Annotated in this window: 7 protein-coding genes; 4 read left to right on the top strand and 3 right to left on the bottom strand. The window is 68.5% G+C overall.

All coding sequences use genetic code 11. The features are described 5' to 3' along the window. The first annotated feature begins 7 nt into the window (after nt 1-7). From QCN29_RS32055 to QCN29_RS32045, 3 genes are all read left to right on the top strand, one after another. Nucleotides 8-448: a PaaI family thioesterase gene (locus tag QCN29_RS32055; protein WP_279932548.1), complete on the top strand. Its 441-nt coding sequence runs from the start codon at nt 8-10 to the stop codon at nt 446-448. A gap of 105 nt (nt 449-553) precedes the next feature. Beyond that, nucleotides 554-1,477 (top strand): TIGR03619 family F420-dependent LLM class oxidoreductase, encoded by a 924-nt coding sequence (locus QCN29_RS32050; RefSeq protein ID WP_279932546.1) that lies wholly within the window; start codon nt 554-556, stop codon nt 1,475-1,477. A gap of 121 nt (nt 1,478-1,598) precedes the next feature. Beyond that, nucleotides 1,599-2,360, top strand: a complete 762-nt coding sequence (locus tag QCN29_RS32045) for an SDR family NAD(P)-dependent oxidoreductase (RefSeq protein WP_240138977.1) — start codon at nt 1,599-1,601, stop codon at nt 2,358-2,360. A 269-nt stretch (nt 2,361-2,629) separates the two neighbouring features. Here the strand turns inward: QCN29_RS32045 and QCN29_RS32040 are convergent, their stop codons facing one another. The 3 genes from QCN29_RS32040 to QCN29_RS32030 all read right to left on the bottom strand — a co-directional run bounded on the left by QCN29_RS32040 (nt 2,630) and on the right by QCN29_RS32030 (nt 14,930). Continuing rightward, nucleotides 2,630-3,334: a hypothetical protein gene (locus QCN29_RS32040; RefSeq protein ID WP_279932545.1), complete on the bottom strand. Its 705-nt coding sequence runs from the start codon at nt 3,332-3,334 to the stop codon at nt 2,630-2,632. A 40-nt stretch (nt 3,335-3,374) separates the two neighbouring features. After that, entirely contained in the window at nt 3,375-14,108 is a 10,734-nt protein-coding gene (locus QCN29_RS32035; RefSeq protein WP_279932544.1) for a LamG-like jellyroll fold domain-containing protein, read from the bottom strand. Between the two features lie 201 nt (nt 14,109-14,309). Further along, a complete protein-coding gene (locus QCN29_RS32030; RefSeq protein WP_279932543.1) occupies nt 14,310-14,930 on the bottom strand; it encodes a type 1 periplasmic-binding domain-containing protein in 621 nt (206 codons plus the stop codon). A gap of 238 nt (nt 14,931-15,168) precedes the next feature. Between QCN29_RS32030 and QCN29_RS32025 the strand changes: the two genes are divergently transcribed. Then, entirely contained in the window at nt 15,169-16,296 is a 1,128-nt protein-coding gene (locus tag QCN29_RS32025) for an LLM class flavin-dependent oxidoreductase (RefSeq protein ID WP_279932568.1), read from the top strand. The last annotated feature ends 421 nt before the right edge of the window (nt 16,297-16,717 follow it).

The raw sequence follows: 16,717 nt of genomic DNA, 5'->3' as shown, positions 1-16,717 counted from the left end.
TGGGTGCATGACATCGACACCCGCACCCGCCCTGACGCCTGAAGACGCGCAGAAGGTCCTCGCCGACAACTTCGCACCCTGGGTGCTCGACCTGGGCCTTGTCGTCGTCGAGACGGGGGAGCGCCACGCCGTGCTGCGACTGCCGTGGTCCGAGCGGCTGGCGCGGGAGGGCGGCGCGCTGTCGGGGCAGGCGCTGATGGCCGCCGCCGACACGGCGACCGTGATCGCGGTGGCGTCGGCGCGCGGCGGGTTCACGCCGATGACCACGGTGCAGCAGTCCAGCTCCTTCCTGCGCGCAGTCCAGGGCTCGGACGTGCTGCTCGACGCCCGCATCGGCAAGCTGGGCAGGCGGATGGCCTTCGCGGACATCACGATGACGGCGGAGGACGCGGCGGGAGCGGACGGTCCCGCCGCGCGCGCGTCGACGGTGTACGCGCTGCTCGGCTGAGCGCGGGGCCGAGGGCCGTCCTCGCTCTTGTGAGATGGGATGCCAGGCATGACGATGACCGCACATCGTATTTGACGGTGCGTCAGTTCCTCATCAGGGGGTCCCATGCACATGTACGGGATACAGCTTCCGGTCCAGTCCCAGTCGGCCCTCTACGCGGAGTCGTGGGAGGCGGCAGCAGGCCCGGAGGACCTGGTGGAGGTCGCCCGGACGGCCGACCGCTGCGGCTTCGGCTATGTCGCCTGCTGCGACCATGTGGCGATTCCGCAGCGGCTCGCCGCCGCCATGTCCACCGTCTGGTACGACCCGGTCGCCACCCTCGCCTTCCTCGCCGCCGCCACCGAACGCGTACGGCTGCTCAGCCATGTGGCCGTCGTCGGGCTGCGGCATCCGCTGCTGACCGCCAAGCAGTACGCCACCCTCGACCACCTCTCCGGCGGCCGGCTGGTGCTCGGGGTCGGGGCAGGGCATGTACGGGAGGAGTTCGAGGCGCTCGGGGCGGACTTCGAGCGGCGGGGGGCCGTGCTGGACGAGAGCATGGACGCGCTCAGGGCGGCCCTCGGGCCGGAGGAGTTCCCGGAGTTCGAAGGGAAACGATTCGTCTTCCGGGGGCTCGGGCAGCGGCCCCGGCCCGCCCAGGCGCGGGTGCCCCTGTGGGTCGGCGGTTCCTCCCCGGCCGCGGTGCGCCGGGCCGCGCTCAAGGGGGACGGCTGGCTGCCGCAGGGCGACCCGCGCGACCGGCTGCCCGCCCGGATCGCCCGGATCAGGGCGCTGCGGGAGCAGGCGGGCATCGCCGACCGGCCCTTCACGGTGGGGGCGATCGCCGAGCCGCTGTATGTGGGCGAGCCCGCCTGGGAGGCCGGCCGCCGCACGCTCACCGGAAAACCGGAGCGCCTGGCGGAGTCGCTGACCGCCTACCGCGCGATGGGCGTGGACCAGCTCCAACTGCGGTTCCGCTCCCGGTCGCGCAGTGAGCTGACCGACCAGCTGGAGGCCTTCGCCGCCGAGGTGGCGCCGCTTCTCGGCTGACGCACGGCGAACGGGGGGTCCGGGTGAGAGGGGGAGCCGGGGCGAACGGGGATCCGGGGCACGCGGGGGATCCAGGACGCACGGGGGGATCCAGGGAAACAGGGGAACAGGGGAGGACGCGATGGGAAAGCTGGACGGCCGGGTCGTGTTGATCACCGGGGCGGCGCGCGGCCAGGGAGAGCACGCGGCGCGCCTCTTCGCCGCCGAAGGGGCGCGGGTGGTGCTCGCCGATGTGCTCGACGGCCAGGGCGAGGCGCTCGCCAAGGAGCTGGGGGAGGAGGCCGCCCGGTATGTGCACCTCGACGTGGGCCGGGAGGACGACTGGACGGCCGCCGTCGCCGCGGCGAAGTCGGCCTTCGGGAAGCTCGACGGCCTGATCAACAACGCCGGCATCCTCCGCTTCAACGAGCTGGTGGACACCCCGCTGGAGGAGTTCCAGGAGGTCGTCCAGGTCAACCAGACCGGGGTGTTCCTGGGCGTCAAGACCGCCGCTCCCCAGATCGCGGCGGCGGGCGGCGGCACGATCGTCAACGTCGCCTCCTACGCCGCGCTGGCCGGCATGGACTCGATCGGCTCGTATGTGGCGAGCAAGCACGCGATTCTCGGTCTCACCCGGGTCGCGGCGATCGAGCTGGCCAGGAAGAAGATCCGCGTCAACGCGATCTGCCCCGGGGCCATCGACACCCCGATGAGCAACCCGGCGGAGGTGGACCCGGACACGCTGGCCCAGCTGTACCGCAGGCACGTCCCGCTGGGCAGGGTGGGCCGCCCGGAGGAGGTGGCGCGGCTCGCGCTGTTCCTCAGTGGCGAGGACTCCTCGTACATCACCGGGCAGCCGTTCGTCATCGACGGCGGATGGCTGGCGGGCGTCAGGCTCTTCTGAGACAGCGGCTGAAACAACGACGCCTCCGCGCCGAAGACGGCACGGAGGCGGACTCAGCCGCCGCCGTTTCTCATGAATCGACGTCGACTCCCGATCAGATCCGGCTGAGCGGGTCGCGCATCAACCCGACGTCACCATTACACGTACGATTTCGCCTGCAACGCCAAGCCGTGGACGCGTTGGGCCGGCGGCTGCGGTGGGTGCCGTCAAACAGCACGGAGCCCTCATCGACATCACTGTCGATGAGGGCTCCGTTTCAGCATCTCCCCTCAGGAGGGGAGACCCAACTCGGCCATCACCCACGCACTGGACACCGGTGCTTCCCGGGGTTCCCCGTTGAGGACCCAGGAGCCATCCCATTCGATGCGCCAGACCTGGCCGCGGAAGTTCTCGAACTCGACGAAACTTCCGGTGGCGCCTTCCAGGAGTTCCACCTCTCTGAGGAGCACGTCATGTGTTGTGAACCCGCGCGACGACCCGATGCTCCCGCTGCCTGTTCTCGTGTTCTCATACCGCATCCGCAGGTAGGGAACAGGCGGGCGAGGCATGACCGTCGGCCTCAGCATGCGCTTGAACCGATATCTGGTCTCCTCGAGCGTCTCATTCCCTGAGAACTCGCACTGATATGCGGGGAATACCGCGCTCACAACCTCGTTCAGCGCATCATTCCGGCCGACGTGATAGCCGTGGACATCAGGAGGGACCGCCGCAACGACGTCGAACCCATAGGGATCGGACGCGAATCCGGAAGCCACTGCGAACGACTGCATCTCGCCTCGCCCGAGGCGATGCTCCCGAGCGAAGCTGAGCACTGCCCTCACCAGGTCCTCATCGAAACCGTCGATGGAGTTCACCTGGTAAGCCCAGTCGCCGTCACGATCCATCGCCAGGGAGAAGACGAACCTCGACATGGGCGACCATCGCCACGCCATGGGGAGGCCGGGAAAGTCCTCGACATTCACGTTCTCCAGCACAGCGCGCTCGATATCCACAGCTACCACACGTACCCTTCGCTTACGGTGAGTAATTCGGCCCCGTGTCCTGTCGGTACCTTGCCGTCATTCTGCCACCTGCAGCGGAGTTCGGTCCCCTACGCATGGGCACGAGGTTGTCTGGATCGTTGAAGTAGTCATTCCTAGCCGCTCGACTGGTGTTGAAGCCCGTCGTGTTCCAGTGGTCGACGACAGGGGGAGCATGATCGTAGGTCAGCTCATTTCGAGGAATGATGCTACCTTGCTCATCCAGCCAGTTACCGCTGGAATCCGTCCATCGCCTCTCCATTTCCTGGTGCGTGGAAGCCCGGTATCCGCTGGGATACTGATTACTACGGTCAAGACGGTTGACCGGAGCATTGGGGTTGCTTCCCATCGTTCCGTTGAGGAGACGCGGCTGCCCTCCCGCCGCACACGTGCATGTGGCTGAATGAGCCGGATTGCTGCCACCGCAGTTGTGTACGAGAACGCCCTCGGCCCCCGCCAGCACATGGTACGTGTGCAGGCCCTCGACGCTCAGGTCGTACGTGATCCGCTCCGCGGTGTATGACCTGACCTCGACGATCGAGGAGCGTCCGCCCTCCGCGTTCTGGAGGTTCTGGCCGGCCTTCAGGTCGGTGGCCTGGGTCCAGGAGTTGCGGGTGGCTTCGTAGAACTGGTGGTGCTTGGTGGTCTGGATCGTCTTGGGGCCGGACTTCGTGGCTACGACGACGTCGACGTAGTCGCGGTCGTCCAGGGTGACGATCACCTTCTTGACCTTGTGCTTCTCCTTCTTCTTCTTGCCGGGCTCGGCTGTGAGGACGTAGTCCCCGGCCTTCACCTCGGATATGGGTTTGGTCGTGCCGTCGGCCATCAGCACACCGGTCTTGCCGGTGAAGCTGTGCGGTGTCCGCACGGGGCAGGTCGCCGACTGGCGGGGGGACGACGAGCTCGTCTCCGCGTTCGGCTTGGACTTCGGGCCGAGGCGGCTGCCCGCCGCGCCGAAGACGCCGCCCGTGGCCGCGCCCAGCGCCGTGGCCGTGGCCGCGCCGGCGGCGCTGCAGCCCTGGGGGCTGGTCGCGCAGGACACGCCGTACTCGACCGCGCCTTCCGCGGCACCGCCGGCCGCCTCCCTGGCCGCGCCCTGCACGACCCGGCTGCCGACGTTGCTGAGCAGGCGGCCGACCGCCTGGGAGGCGGCGCCGCTGACCGCGCCGCCGATGGCGCCGCCGATCGCGCCGGTCGCCGCGCCGACGACCACGGCTCCGAGGAATCCGCCGACGGACTTGGGACCGTCGCTCATCAAGTAGCCGACGCCGTTGGCCGCCGCGCCCGCGAGGGCGGCGCAGCCGATGGCTCCGACTCCGGCGGTCAGGGCCGTGCAGCCCGCGAAGACCGCGATGCCGACGCCGATCGCGGCGATGGTGGCGGCGTGCTTCTTGACGTAGTTGGCGGTTGCCTTGGCGGCCTTCTTGACAGCTCTGCCGACCTTTCTGGCTGCCTTGACCACCTTCTTGCCGACGCTCTTCGCCGCCTTGGCGACCTTTCTTACGGTCTTCTTGACCTTTTTGACGACCTTGTGGGCGTACTTCTTGACCTTCTTATAGGTGCGTTTGACGTATCTCTTGACCTTCTTGACGCTGTCCTTGACGTAGCGCACCGTCTTGCGGACAGCTCGCTTGGCCCGCTTGACGACCCGCTTGGCCGCCTTCTTGATCTTCTTGGCGGCCTTCCTGACTTGCTTCGCGACCTTCTTGACTGCCTTCTTGGTCTTCTTGTAAGCCGACTTGACGGTCTTCTTGACCTTCTTGGCGACCTTCTTGACCTTGTTCGCAGCCTTCTTGATGAAGCCGCCGATCGACCAGTGGCCGGTCGGGTCGGTCATCGTCATCGGGTTCTGGTCCGCGTACGCGTACCGGTTCGCCCGCACCGAGGTCGGCAGGGGGCTCAGCCCGACTGTGTCGCGGCTGTTGAACTGGCCGGTCTCCGGGGAGTACCAGCGGGCGGCCATGTTGACCTTGGCGGTGGCCGGGTCGGTCCAGCCGGACTGGTAGCCCAGGTTGCCCATCATGCCGGTGGACTGGACGACCTTGCCGAACGGCGTGTACGTCGCCGAACCCGTCAGCGTCTCGCCCGTGTCGGTGAACTGCGCCACCACGTCGGTGTGCAGGTCCGTCAGGTAGAGAGCCGACGAGACCGGCGTCTTCACGCCCAGCAGCGATCCGTCGACGTTGCGGCTGTAGGACGCCGCGCCATCGGAGGCCACGTCGTTGCCCATGCCGCTGTACTGGAAGTCGTACAGCGAGCCGCCGCCACTGGTCGTGGCGGACAGGAGACGGTCCAGGCCGTCGTACTGGTAGGTGCGGTCGCCTTCGTTGATCACGCGGTTGAAGGCGTCCGCCTTCACCTGCGTCACCACGCCGCCCTCGTCCACGACGGAGCTCATCGTGCCGCGCGGCGTGTAGCTGTAGGTGCTGTGGCCGTCCGAGGTCAGACGGTTCCGCTCGTCGTATGTGTATGTGTCGCCGCCGACGCGGGTGCGGTTGCCCGACGCGTCGTAGCCGTACACCTCCGTGCTCGTGCCGTTGTTCCAGGACGTGATGCGGTTCGCCCGGTCGTATGTGTACGTGTTCGTGGACGCTCCGGCGACGCCCACCGTGGTCTTCGACGTCTCGTTGCTGTTCTTGTCGTAGCCGTAGGTGACCTGCGACATGACCGTGCCGGACGGCGCTGTCAGCTTGTCGCTGGTCAAACGCTGCAGGGCGTCGTACCCGAAGGAACGCTTCGCCTTGCCGGTGCCGTAGTCGATGGATGTGACGTTGCTGTTGACGTCGTACCCGTAGGTCGCGGTGGAGCCGGTGGCCCCGTCGTTGACCGTCTTCAGACGTCCGGCGGTGTCGTACCCGAAGGTCGACGTGCCGGAGGCGTCCGTGCGGGAGGTCATCGCGCCGTCGCCGTTGTAGGCGAAGGACGAGGCGCCCGACGGGCCCGTAGTCGACAGCAGCAGACCGCGGTCGTCGTAGGTGAAGGTGTTGGTCTCCTCACCGACGCCCGCCACCCCGACCAGCCGGTCGTCGGAGTCGTACGCGTAGGTGTGGTCGACCGTCTCCGCCTCGGCGCCCGTGCCGGTCTGGCGGACCAGTCGGCTCTTCGCGTCGTAGACGTTGCTGATCACCACGTCGCCCGGGGAGCGCTGCTCGGCCACGCGTCCGTTCTTGTCGTACACCGTGGTGAACGTGCGGTCCGCGAGGTCCGGGTGGCTGGGTGTCGAAGGCTCGATGAGCGACTCCGGCAGGCCCCAGCTGTTGTAGGTGGTCAGGAACTTGTTGCCGCGGCCGTCGGTGAAGCGTGTGCGGTTGCCGCCCACGTCGTAGCCGAAGGTCGTGGTGATCGACTCGGTCTCCGAGACCGGCTGCACCGCCTTCGTCACCAGACCCGTCGGGTCCAGGGTGAGCTTGGTGGTGTGGCCGCGGTAGTCGGTCGCCTCGACCGGGTTGCCCGCGCGGTCGTATGTGGTACGCGCCGTGCGGATGACCGTGCCGTCCGCTGCCAGGTCGTGCGTGGCGACCGGCCGGCCGAAGCCGTCGTAGTCGACCTTCGTGCTGGTGCCGTCCGGCTCGGTGGCGGTGAGGATCCCTCCGTCGATGTTGTAGGTGACCTTGGTCGTCTGACCGGCGGCGTCGGTCACCTCGGTGACCTCGCCCACCGCGTTGTACGTGTACGACTGGGCGACGCCCGTCGGGCTCACCGACCGGGACAGCTCGCCGCCCGGTGCGTCGTACTCGTTGATCGCGGTGTAGGCGCGCTGCGTCGGCTGCCGCACGATCGTGGTGCTGGTGAGGGGGCGGCCCAGGTAGTCCCAGGTCATCTCCTCACGCGCGCCGTTCGGCCGGGTGACCGACAGCTGCTCGCCGCTGTCGGCGTAGGTGTACTTCGTCGTACCGCCGCCCGGTTCCGTGACCGAGGCCACTGCGCCGAGCTGGGTGTACGTGTACGTGGTGCGGTTGCCCAGCGGGTCCACCTCGGCCGTGGCCTGGCCCAGGCTGTTGTACTCCGTCCAGGCCATGGCCTCGATCGGGGTCGCGGAACCCGGCGGGGTGTAGTTCGGCAGCTTCACCGAGGTCTCCTGGCCCTCGGCGTCGTAGGTGGTCACCGCCACGTTGCCGAGCGGGTCCGACACCTCGGTCCGCTCACCGAAGGTGTTGTAGCCGATCATGGTGACCGGCCGGACCGTGACCGGCGTACCGCCCTGCTGCTCGGCGTTGACGGCGGGCTCCGTGACCGTGGTCTGCTGGCCGCCCTCGTCGTAGCCGTAGTCGGTGGTGATGCCGTTCGGGTCGGTCATCGACACCGGCAGACCGCGCTGGTCCAGCTTCCACGTCGTGGACTGGACCGAGCTGCCTGCGGCCGGCAGCGTGCCGCCGTACAGCGACGACACCTGCGAGCCGGTCAGCGCCTCACCGTAGACCTGGACGTCGTCCAGACCGCCCTTGTGGTTGTTGTTGTAGCCGGTGCCGTACTTGTGCCGGCCGAGCTGCAGCGGACCCTTCGCCTCCCACGGGGAAGTCCACGCGGTCTCCATCTCAAGGGATCCGTTGACGTACAGACGGATCTTCGCCGCCTCGGCGTCGTAGACACCTGTCAGGTGCGTCCAGGCGTTCGCGGTCACCGCGTCGGTGCCGGAGTAGGCCCTGACCAAGGGGGCGCTCTTGCTGTCCGCGGCCCGGCCGCCGAAGGACCAGCCGCCCGCCGTGGAGTAGTAGAGCACGAGGCGGTAGACCTGCTCGCCGTCCTGCGAGACCAGGGTGTGGTTGACCGATGTGTCGGTCAGCTTGGCCCACGTGGAGACGGTGAAGCTGCCGCTGGTGTTGACCACCGGCCCGTCCGTCTGCGCGTACGACGCGCTGTCGCCGTCGAAGACGGCGCTGCCGCCCCGGTCGGTGTTCCAGTGCATGCCGGTGCCGTGCGTGGCGGTGTGGTTCGCACCGGAGGAGTCGCCGACGTCGTAGCCGGTCGTCTCGTCCAGCTTGTAGCGGGCGACCGGCGCCACCGTGCCGTCGTGGACGGTCGTGCCGGTGACGTTGCCGAGGTTGTCGTAGAGCCGGTCGAGCGTGCTCTTCTCGCCCGTCGCCGGGTCGTACTCGCTCTCCGTCACGACGTTGTCGTCCGGGTCGTACGACACGGTGGTGGTGCGGCCGAGGCCGCCCGGGTCCAGGACCGAGGAGATCACGCGGTCGGACGCGTCCACCGTGAAGGTGTGCGTCGTCTGCCCGTCGTTGGTGACCTGCTTGATCAGGTTCCCGGCCGCGTCGTACGTGTTCGCCTGCTCGGTGAACGACTCGCCGGTCTGCGGGTCCTTGCGGACCACCGAGGCCGACAGGCCGTCGTCGGTGTACGTGTACTCGGTCTTCCACCCCATCGCGTCGGTGAGGGACGCGAGCCGGCCCGCCGGGTCGTACGCCCGGGACTCCGTCACCAGGGTGCTGGGGGCAGACGGGTTGTTCGGGTCGCCCACGAAGTCCAGCAGGTTCGTGGTGAGCGCCCGGCCCTCGGCGTCGTACGTGAAGGTCATGGCCGTCCCGTCCGGGTCGGTCTCCTTCACCTTGTTGCCGTACACGTCGTACGCGAACGACGTGGTGTCGCCGCCCGCGTCCGTGCGGGAGTCCATGCGGCCCCACGCGTCGTACGTCATGGACACGGTCCGCGCCGCGTCCCCGCCGGTCAGGTCGGAGACCGTCTGCGACAGGACGTTGCCGTCCGCGTCGTAGCCGGTCGTGGTCCTGGCCTGGTGGACGGCGCCGGTCACCCGGTTGGTGACCTCAGGGCCGGTCTCGGTGGCCACCTGGTCGTTCTTGTCGTATGTGAACGTGGTGGTCAGACCGGCGGGGGTGCCGTCGGAGTACTCGGTCTTCGACAGCTGCCGGCCCAGGTTGTCGTATGTGTACGTCGCCCGGGCGCCGTTGGCGTCCGTGACCTCCGCGAGGTCACCGTTGGCGTGGTAGACCTGCCGGGTCTTCTTGCCGCCAGGCGTGGTCACCGTGTCCAGCAGCCCCGCCGGGACCGTGGCCGTGCCGCCCTCGGCCGCCGGCGTCGACGACGTGGTGTACGTCGTGGTCGCGGTGCGCCCGTCGGGGTGGCCCGCCACGGGCGGGGTGGTCACCGAGGTGAGCTTGCCGGCCGTGTCGTAGGTGTACGTGGTGAGATACCGGTCGTCCGCAGGGCCCGAGGAACGTCCGTCCCGCTCGGTGAGGAGCAGGTCGTTGCGCAGGTCCATCGGGGGGAACGCGGTGGTGGCGTCCGGGAAGTACGTGTAGTACTCCGTCGAGCACTTGTCGGCGGCCGTGTCCTGGCAGGTGGTCGTGGAGACCGTGTTGCCGCGCACGTCGTGGCCGTTGATGCTCCGGTTGCCGTTGGCGTCGGTCACGGTGTGCAGGAAGCCGCCCGTGTCGTAGCCGTATGTGGTCCGCTTGCCCTTGGTGTCGATCGCGGCCAGCAGACGGTTGCCCATCTCCGCGTCGTACACGTACGTCAGCGTCTTGTCGGTCGGGTCGGTCAGCTTGACCGTCTTGACCGGGGCCACGCCGGAGGACGACTTGTACGCATTCCAGTGCGCCTCGACGTCCGCCGCGCTCAACGGGTGACCGTAGGCGGCGACCTCGGCGATGGAGCCGTTGAAGAAGCTCACGTCACCGGGGGACTCGTGCCAGGACTTGGCGAAGCCCGCGCCGACGAAGGTCCTGGTGTTGGACTGGTCCTTCGCCGCGCCGCTGTACTCGCCCTGCTTCACACCGTCCAGGTACAGCGTCTGCTTCGTACCCGAGGCGGACAGGACCGCGTGGTGCCACTTGTCGTCGGTGACCGTCTTCGTCGAGCCGAAGGCCGTGCTGCCCGAGCCCGACACGCTCCACCAGTGACCGTGCAGCTTGCCGTCGGAGCCCGCGTACAGCACCGGGTTCCAGGAGCCGGACGGGCTCGCGAGGGCCGGGTCCTTCGACTGGTCGGACAGGATCACACCCGGCGAGCCGGTCTTGAACCACAGCTCGACCGCCCGCTCACCGGAGCCGTGCCACGGGTCGAACGGGATCTCCGCGTACGACGAGACCCCGTCGAACGACGCCGCCGTGGCGTCGCCGGCGCCGAACGGCCCGGTCACGCCCTGGGTTGCGGTGTTGTATGTGCCGAAACCGGTGTTGACCTGGTTCGCGGCCTGCGGGGCAGCCGCCGTGTCGTCCAGGCGCCAGTAGCCGGCCGGGGCGGAGCCCATGACGGCGGACCGGTAGACCTGCGACGAGCCGGTGACGGTGGGCGGGTTGAGCTTCCAGGTGCCGCCGTTGGCGTCGGTGGCCTGGAGGACCAGGTCGTCGGTGGTGCCGTAGTCGACCTCGGAGCGGACCTTGCCTTCCGGAGTGGTGATCCTGTTGAGCAGCCCCGCCGCGTTCTTCGCGGCCTGGTACTGCGCGGTGATCACGGCCGGGGTGAGCGGCTCGGAGTAGATGGCGACCTCGGCGAGGTCACCGGTGTAGTGCCCGAGCTTGTCGTCCGGGTTCATCGCGGGCCAGCCCTGGTTGTTCACACCCGCACCCAGGCTGATGTAGGGCTGGTCCCAGTCGTTGATGGTGCCCGTGAGGGACCCGACCTTCGCACCGTCCAGGTACAGCGTCTGGCTGTTGGCCTGACCGGTCAGAACCGCCTGGTGCCACTTGCCGTCGGTGACGGTGGGGCCGGAGACGATGTTCGGGCTGCAGCCGGGCGACATGGCCAGGCAGCCGCGCAGCTTGCCGTCCGTGCCGACGTACACCGCCGGGGTGTTGTACTTGGTGTTGTTCACCGGGTCGGGGTCGCTGAGCGGATGGGTGCCGTAGTAGAACAGCACGCCCCCGGCCGTGGTCGTCTTGAACCACAGCGACACCGACATGTACGAGGGGGTCGCACCCGGGGCGCTCGGCATCTCCACATACGACGTGGTGCCGTTGAACGAGGCGGCCGTCTGTGTGGAGCCGGCCAGCGGACCCGCCGCGCCCAGGGCCACATCGTGGAACAGACCGTTGTACTTGCCCTGGTTGGTGACGATGCTGTCCTTGGCGACCGTCTCGCCGGCCGTCTCACCGAGCCGCCAGTACGCGAACGGGTCCGCGTCCAGGACGGTGGTCCGGTAGTGGTTGCCGGTGGTGTAGCCGTAGGTGGTGCACTTCAGCGGGTCGGCCGGGGTGCAGACCTTGGTGAGCTGGTCACCCGCGTAGCCGTACGTCCACGTCTGCGCCGTGGTCGCATCGCCGGACGTGGCCGGGTCGGTGGCGACCGTCGCCACATGCGCGGCCGTCGCGCCCGCCGGGGTGGTCCAGGTCAGGTGCAGGGACCTCTTCGACGTCTCGTTCGTGATCTTCGTCAGGCTGCCGGAGGTGTAGGTGAACGTCTCCGTGCGGCCCGCGAAGTCCTTGATCGAGCTGATTGCGTAGGCGTCGGCCTCTCCCGTGACCGCCTGCGTGAAGCGGTACTCGGTGAAGTCCTTGTCCGTCAGCGTGTAGCCGCCGGTGACCGCCTCGAGGCGCGCGTAGCGGCCCAGCGGCGGCACGAACGTTCCGTCGGAGTTGCGGCCGAAGGCGACCTGCTCACCGCCCGGATAGGTGATCTCGACGTGGGTGACCGTGCCCGACGGGTCCTTGTGCTCGGCCGCCTTCATGTCCACGACCGTGGACCAGCCGGCGCCGAAGGCGTTGTCCAGGCGCGGGTCGAGACTGTTGTACGACCGGTCGATCTCCAGCGACGGACCCACGACGGACACCTGTGCGTCGGCGTCCTCGGTGGTGTAGTTGCCGTCCGACGGGTCGAACTCGTGCCCGCCGGTGTTCTGTGCCAGACCCGACGTCACCGGAGGCTGCGGCACGGCAGTGGTGAAACGGCCGGACTGAACCGTTTCCGCGTAGCCGTCGGAGATCCCGACGTACCACACGTAGTTCTCGCTCCACTTCAGCTTGCCCGCCGGGACCCGCCAGGCCCCGCGGCTCAGGGAACCCGAGGTGGCGACCGGCGTGGTGCTGCCGCTGTCCGCGTCGTAGACCTCGAAGGTGTACGACAGCGCCGCCGGCCACTTGTCGGAGTCGTGCGCGTACACCAGCAGCTCCGGCTGGAGCGTGTTGGCCTGGAAGTTCACCGGCGGGTACTGCGCCGTGATCTGCGGCTTGGTGTTCGGTGTGTAGGTCAGCTCCAGCGCCGGACGGAAACCGGAGGTTGTGGAGTTGTCCGAGTGGAACTTCTTCCAGTGCAGGTTGTCGTTGACCGGCGCGGTCAGGGCGAGACCGTAGTTGGCGCCGCCGGTGGCCACCCAGTCGAACCACCCGGTGTCCAGTGTGACCGGCATCTTCACACCCACGCTCGTCGAAGCGCTGGTGTTGGTGCAGGACGCGCCCGGGTTCGGCGTGGCCGAGCCGATCGCGGGGCCGAACTTCGGGCCCGGGAACGTCTTCGTCGTGGAAGGCGACCACGACTCGGTGACCGGCTGGGCGTAGAACACCTGGGGGGTGCAGGTGGAGGACCAGGAGGCGTACACGTTCAGCTTGGCGGACGTGACGCGCTGGCCCTTGAGGGTGTTGCCCAGCGACGAGAACTGCAGGAACGAGATGGCGGCGTTGGTGCCGCTGTCATACGAACCGACCTTGATCACGTTCTCCGTGGAGCGGTCGGCGCTGTAGTTGGTCTGGACGTAGGTGCTGTTGCTCGCGGCGATGGTCGGGTCGACGGTGACCGGGTAGACCCGCTCGGGGTCCTTCAGCCACTCCTCGTCCGCCGTCATCCGCAGCGCGGGCTTGCCGTCCTCCTCCACCAGCTCGTACGTCACGGCCTGGGAGCGGGTGGCGTCACCGGAACGCGGGTCGATCTTCGAGTCCTCCATGAAGGCATGGGGGATCGTCGCTACGACCTTGTCCTTCTCGCCCTTGCGGGCGGTGAACTCCACGTCCCCGTCGTCCGTGAGGCGCGGGGTGAGCCCCTTCAGCTCCATCGGGAACAGCCAGGAGTTCGGAGCGTCCGGCGAGTGCAGGACCAGGTGCTCCTTGAAGCCCTCGGCCAGCGGAACCAGTCGCAGGTCCGTGTCCGGCAGCACCCCGGGGTAGGTGACGATCTTCTGGTCGTCCAGCTCCGGCTCGGCCTTCGCCGTGCCGCGCAGGGAGTACGCCAGGCTGAGCCCGTCGCCGAAGTCCACGGACGCGAGCCGCTGGTCGGCGGCGTCCGGCGCGAACTCGACGTCCAGGGAGTTGGCCCGCTGGCCGAGCCGCCCGTTCTTGTCCTCCACCAGAGTGGTGTCGATGGGCTTCCAGGCGCCGTCGTCCGCTTTGAAGTTGGCGGGGGAGGAGTAGTGCTTGACGGTGGTGGAGCCGTCGGCGTTGACGAAGTAGTCCGAGGTGGCCGTGGACTTCTTCGCGTCCCGCTTGCTGGACTTCGGGTCAAAGCTGTCGGCGTCGCCGGGCGCCTTGCCCGTCTTGGTCTTCTCGACCTTGTCGACCGGCCGCTTGTACGGGTCGAGTTCGCCCTTGCCCTTACCGGGCTTGCGGCCGACGCCGCCGTCGGCGCTGGTGTCGTCCGCTGACGCCTTGTGGCTCTTGCCCTTGGCGGAGCCGCCCTTCTGGTCGGGTGTGTCCAGCGGCGAGGTGTTCATCCACTGCCACAGCCCCGACAGGGACAACTTGGGCATGGACAGCGAGGGCAGGGTGGCCCCCTGGGCCACCGCCTGTTCCGTGCTGACCAGGAGTGAGAGGGATATGAGTGCGGTGACCGCGGTCACCCGCGCTCTGCGTCTGCCAGAACGACCTGGCGGAAACAGGCGCGGACCGGGGACCCTTCGACGATGCATGGGTCAGGCCTTAACTTTACGCGTTGCTTACATGAGCCTCGCGAGCCTGCCTGATGAGCGCACGTCAGTTCCACCTGAGTGGGCAGGGATTACGTGATCTTTACCCTGGCGCGGGAACCTGCTGCTCAGCCGTCAGACGCCGGACGCCTCGACGACACCTCGGATCGTGTCCGCCACCGTGTTCTTCAGCCCGTCGCCATCCCCGGACGGCGCGGCGGTGATGTTCGCGCCCTTCTTCGTTCCGTCGACGGTGACGAACCGTATGTCCTTGTGGTCGTCCGCCCGCTGCTCCGCCGCCTTCACCTGCGCCTCGCCCACCGCGAGGACGACCGAGCACTTGCGCTGGAGCAGACCGTTCATGAACGGCAGGGCGTTCCCGGCCGTCTGCTCTCCCGTCACCGGCACATATGTGACCCGCACCCGGGTGTCCCCGGACGCCTCCTGCATGCCCTCCCACACCGTCGCTGCGGTCGTGCCGGAGGTGATCCCCTTGTCGTCCGTCAGAAGACAGGCGTTGAAGTCCTTGTACTGCCGCGCCCGCGGATCCGGCGGCGTGGACTCCTCCTCCCCGCCCAGCCACAGCCACGTCCCCACCAGACCGGCCACCAGCACGGCGACACTCCCGGCCACCCACGCCCACCGCCCCCGGAACGCCCCGGGCGGGGAGCCCAGCGCCCGGGCCACCCCGGCGGCCCTCTGCCCGCTCTCCTGTGACTTTTTGGGCGCATTGCGCCAGGTACGACGGGTTTTCATGCCGCCTCGACTCCTTTCGTCCACCCGTGCGACCAGGCACAGGGCCGACGTACGGTAACTCCCCCGAGGAGGCACCCCGGCGGGAGGGTCCGGACAGCAACCGACAAGGTGGCGGGGAAGTCATCTGCTCGGTCAGCTCGCCGACCGTCGGCTATTGACGGCTCCGGCGGGCGGTGCGAGAGTCGACCCCGATGTATCTGACGGAGCGTCAGAAAACTGGGAACGGGTGGTGACCCCCTTGGAATTCGGGCTCTTTGTACAGGGATACGTGGGCAAGCGCGCCGAGACCGACCCGCTCGCCGAGCACAAGGCGCTGATGGAGGAGACCGAGTACGTCATCCAGGCGGACAAGTCCGGCTTCAAGTACGCCTGGGCCTCCGAGCACCACTTCCTGGAGGAGTACTCGCACCTCTCGGCCAACGACGTCTACCTCGGCTATCTTGCCCATGCCACCGACCGCATCCACCTCGGCTCGGGCATCTTCAACCCCCTCGCCCCGGTCAACCACCCCGTCAAGGTTGCCGAGAAGGCAGCCATGCTCGACCACCTCAGCGAAGGCCGCTTCGAGTTCGGCACGGGCCGAGGGGCGGGTTCGCACGAGATCCTCGGCTTCCTTCCCGGCATCACCGACATGAACCACACCAAGGAGATCTGGGAAGAGACCATCGCCGAGTTCCCCAGGATGTGGCTGCAGGACGAGTACGTAGGCTTCCGCGGCAAGCACTGGTCGCTGCCGCCGCGCAAGGTGCTGCCCAAGCCGTACGGGCCCTCCCATCCGCCCATGTGGTACGCGGCGGGCTCCCCGTCCTCGTACGCCATGGCCGGGCGGAAGGGGCTGGGCGTCCTCGGCTTCAGCGTGCAGAAGGTCGCCGACATGGAGTGGGTCGTCGACTCCTACAAGACCGCCGTCAAGGATGCGCGGCCGGTCGGCGACTACGTCAACGACAACGTCATGGTCACCTCCACCGCGATCTGCGCGGAGACTCACGACAAGGCGGTCGAGATCGCGGTGGGCGGCGGACTGAACTACCTCCAGTCGCTCCTCTTCCGCTACCACGACACCTTCCCGCGGCCCGAGGGCATTCCCGAGTGGCCCGAACTCCTCCCCGACTACACCCCCGAGATCGTCGAACTCCTCATCGCCGAGGAACTGATGATCTGCGGCGACCCGGGCGAGGTGCTGCAGCAGTGCAAGCGGTGGGAGCAGGCGGGGGCGGACCAGCTGTCGTTTGGCCTCCCGATCGGCATCTCCTACGAGGACACGATGACCACGATCAAGTTGATCGGGGAGCATGTGATCCCGCACATCGACACGGACCCGGTGCACCGGACGACCCGTTTCCGAGAGTCAGCGACGACGGGGTGACCCGGCCGCCCCGCGGGGCCCACGCCCGCGCGAGGGGCCCCGGGGGCGGAACCTCCCCCGGTTTCGGGGCACGGCATCCCGGACCGTCGCCCCGTACCGCCCGGCCGGAGGCCCGCCTCGGTTGCGGCCAGCCGAGGCGCGGCCTCCGGCCGGGCACCGTGGACCCACGTCCTCGCCGGGACCGCATCGCCCCCGCCCCTGCCGGACACGGCGACCTGCCGGGCACCGCGACGGCACTGCTCCTACGGGCGAACGCGTACCAGCGCATCAGCCCGGCCGGGCGCCTTGACCGCACAGCCTTCCGGGGGCGCCGCCCGCACCGCGGCCCCCTCCCACCGCACCGCCCGCACCGCCCGCACCGCCCGCAACCGCCCGTGCCGCCCGCACCGTGCCGCCCGCACCGCCCGCACCGTGCCGCCGC

The sequence above is a fragment of the Streptomyces chengmaiensis genome (assembly GCF_029846775.1).
Lineage (GTDB): Bacteria > Actinomycetota > Actinomycetes > Streptomycetales > Streptomycetaceae > Streptomyces > Streptomyces chengmaiensis.
This window is presented reverse-complemented; position numbering and strand designations above follow the sequence as displayed.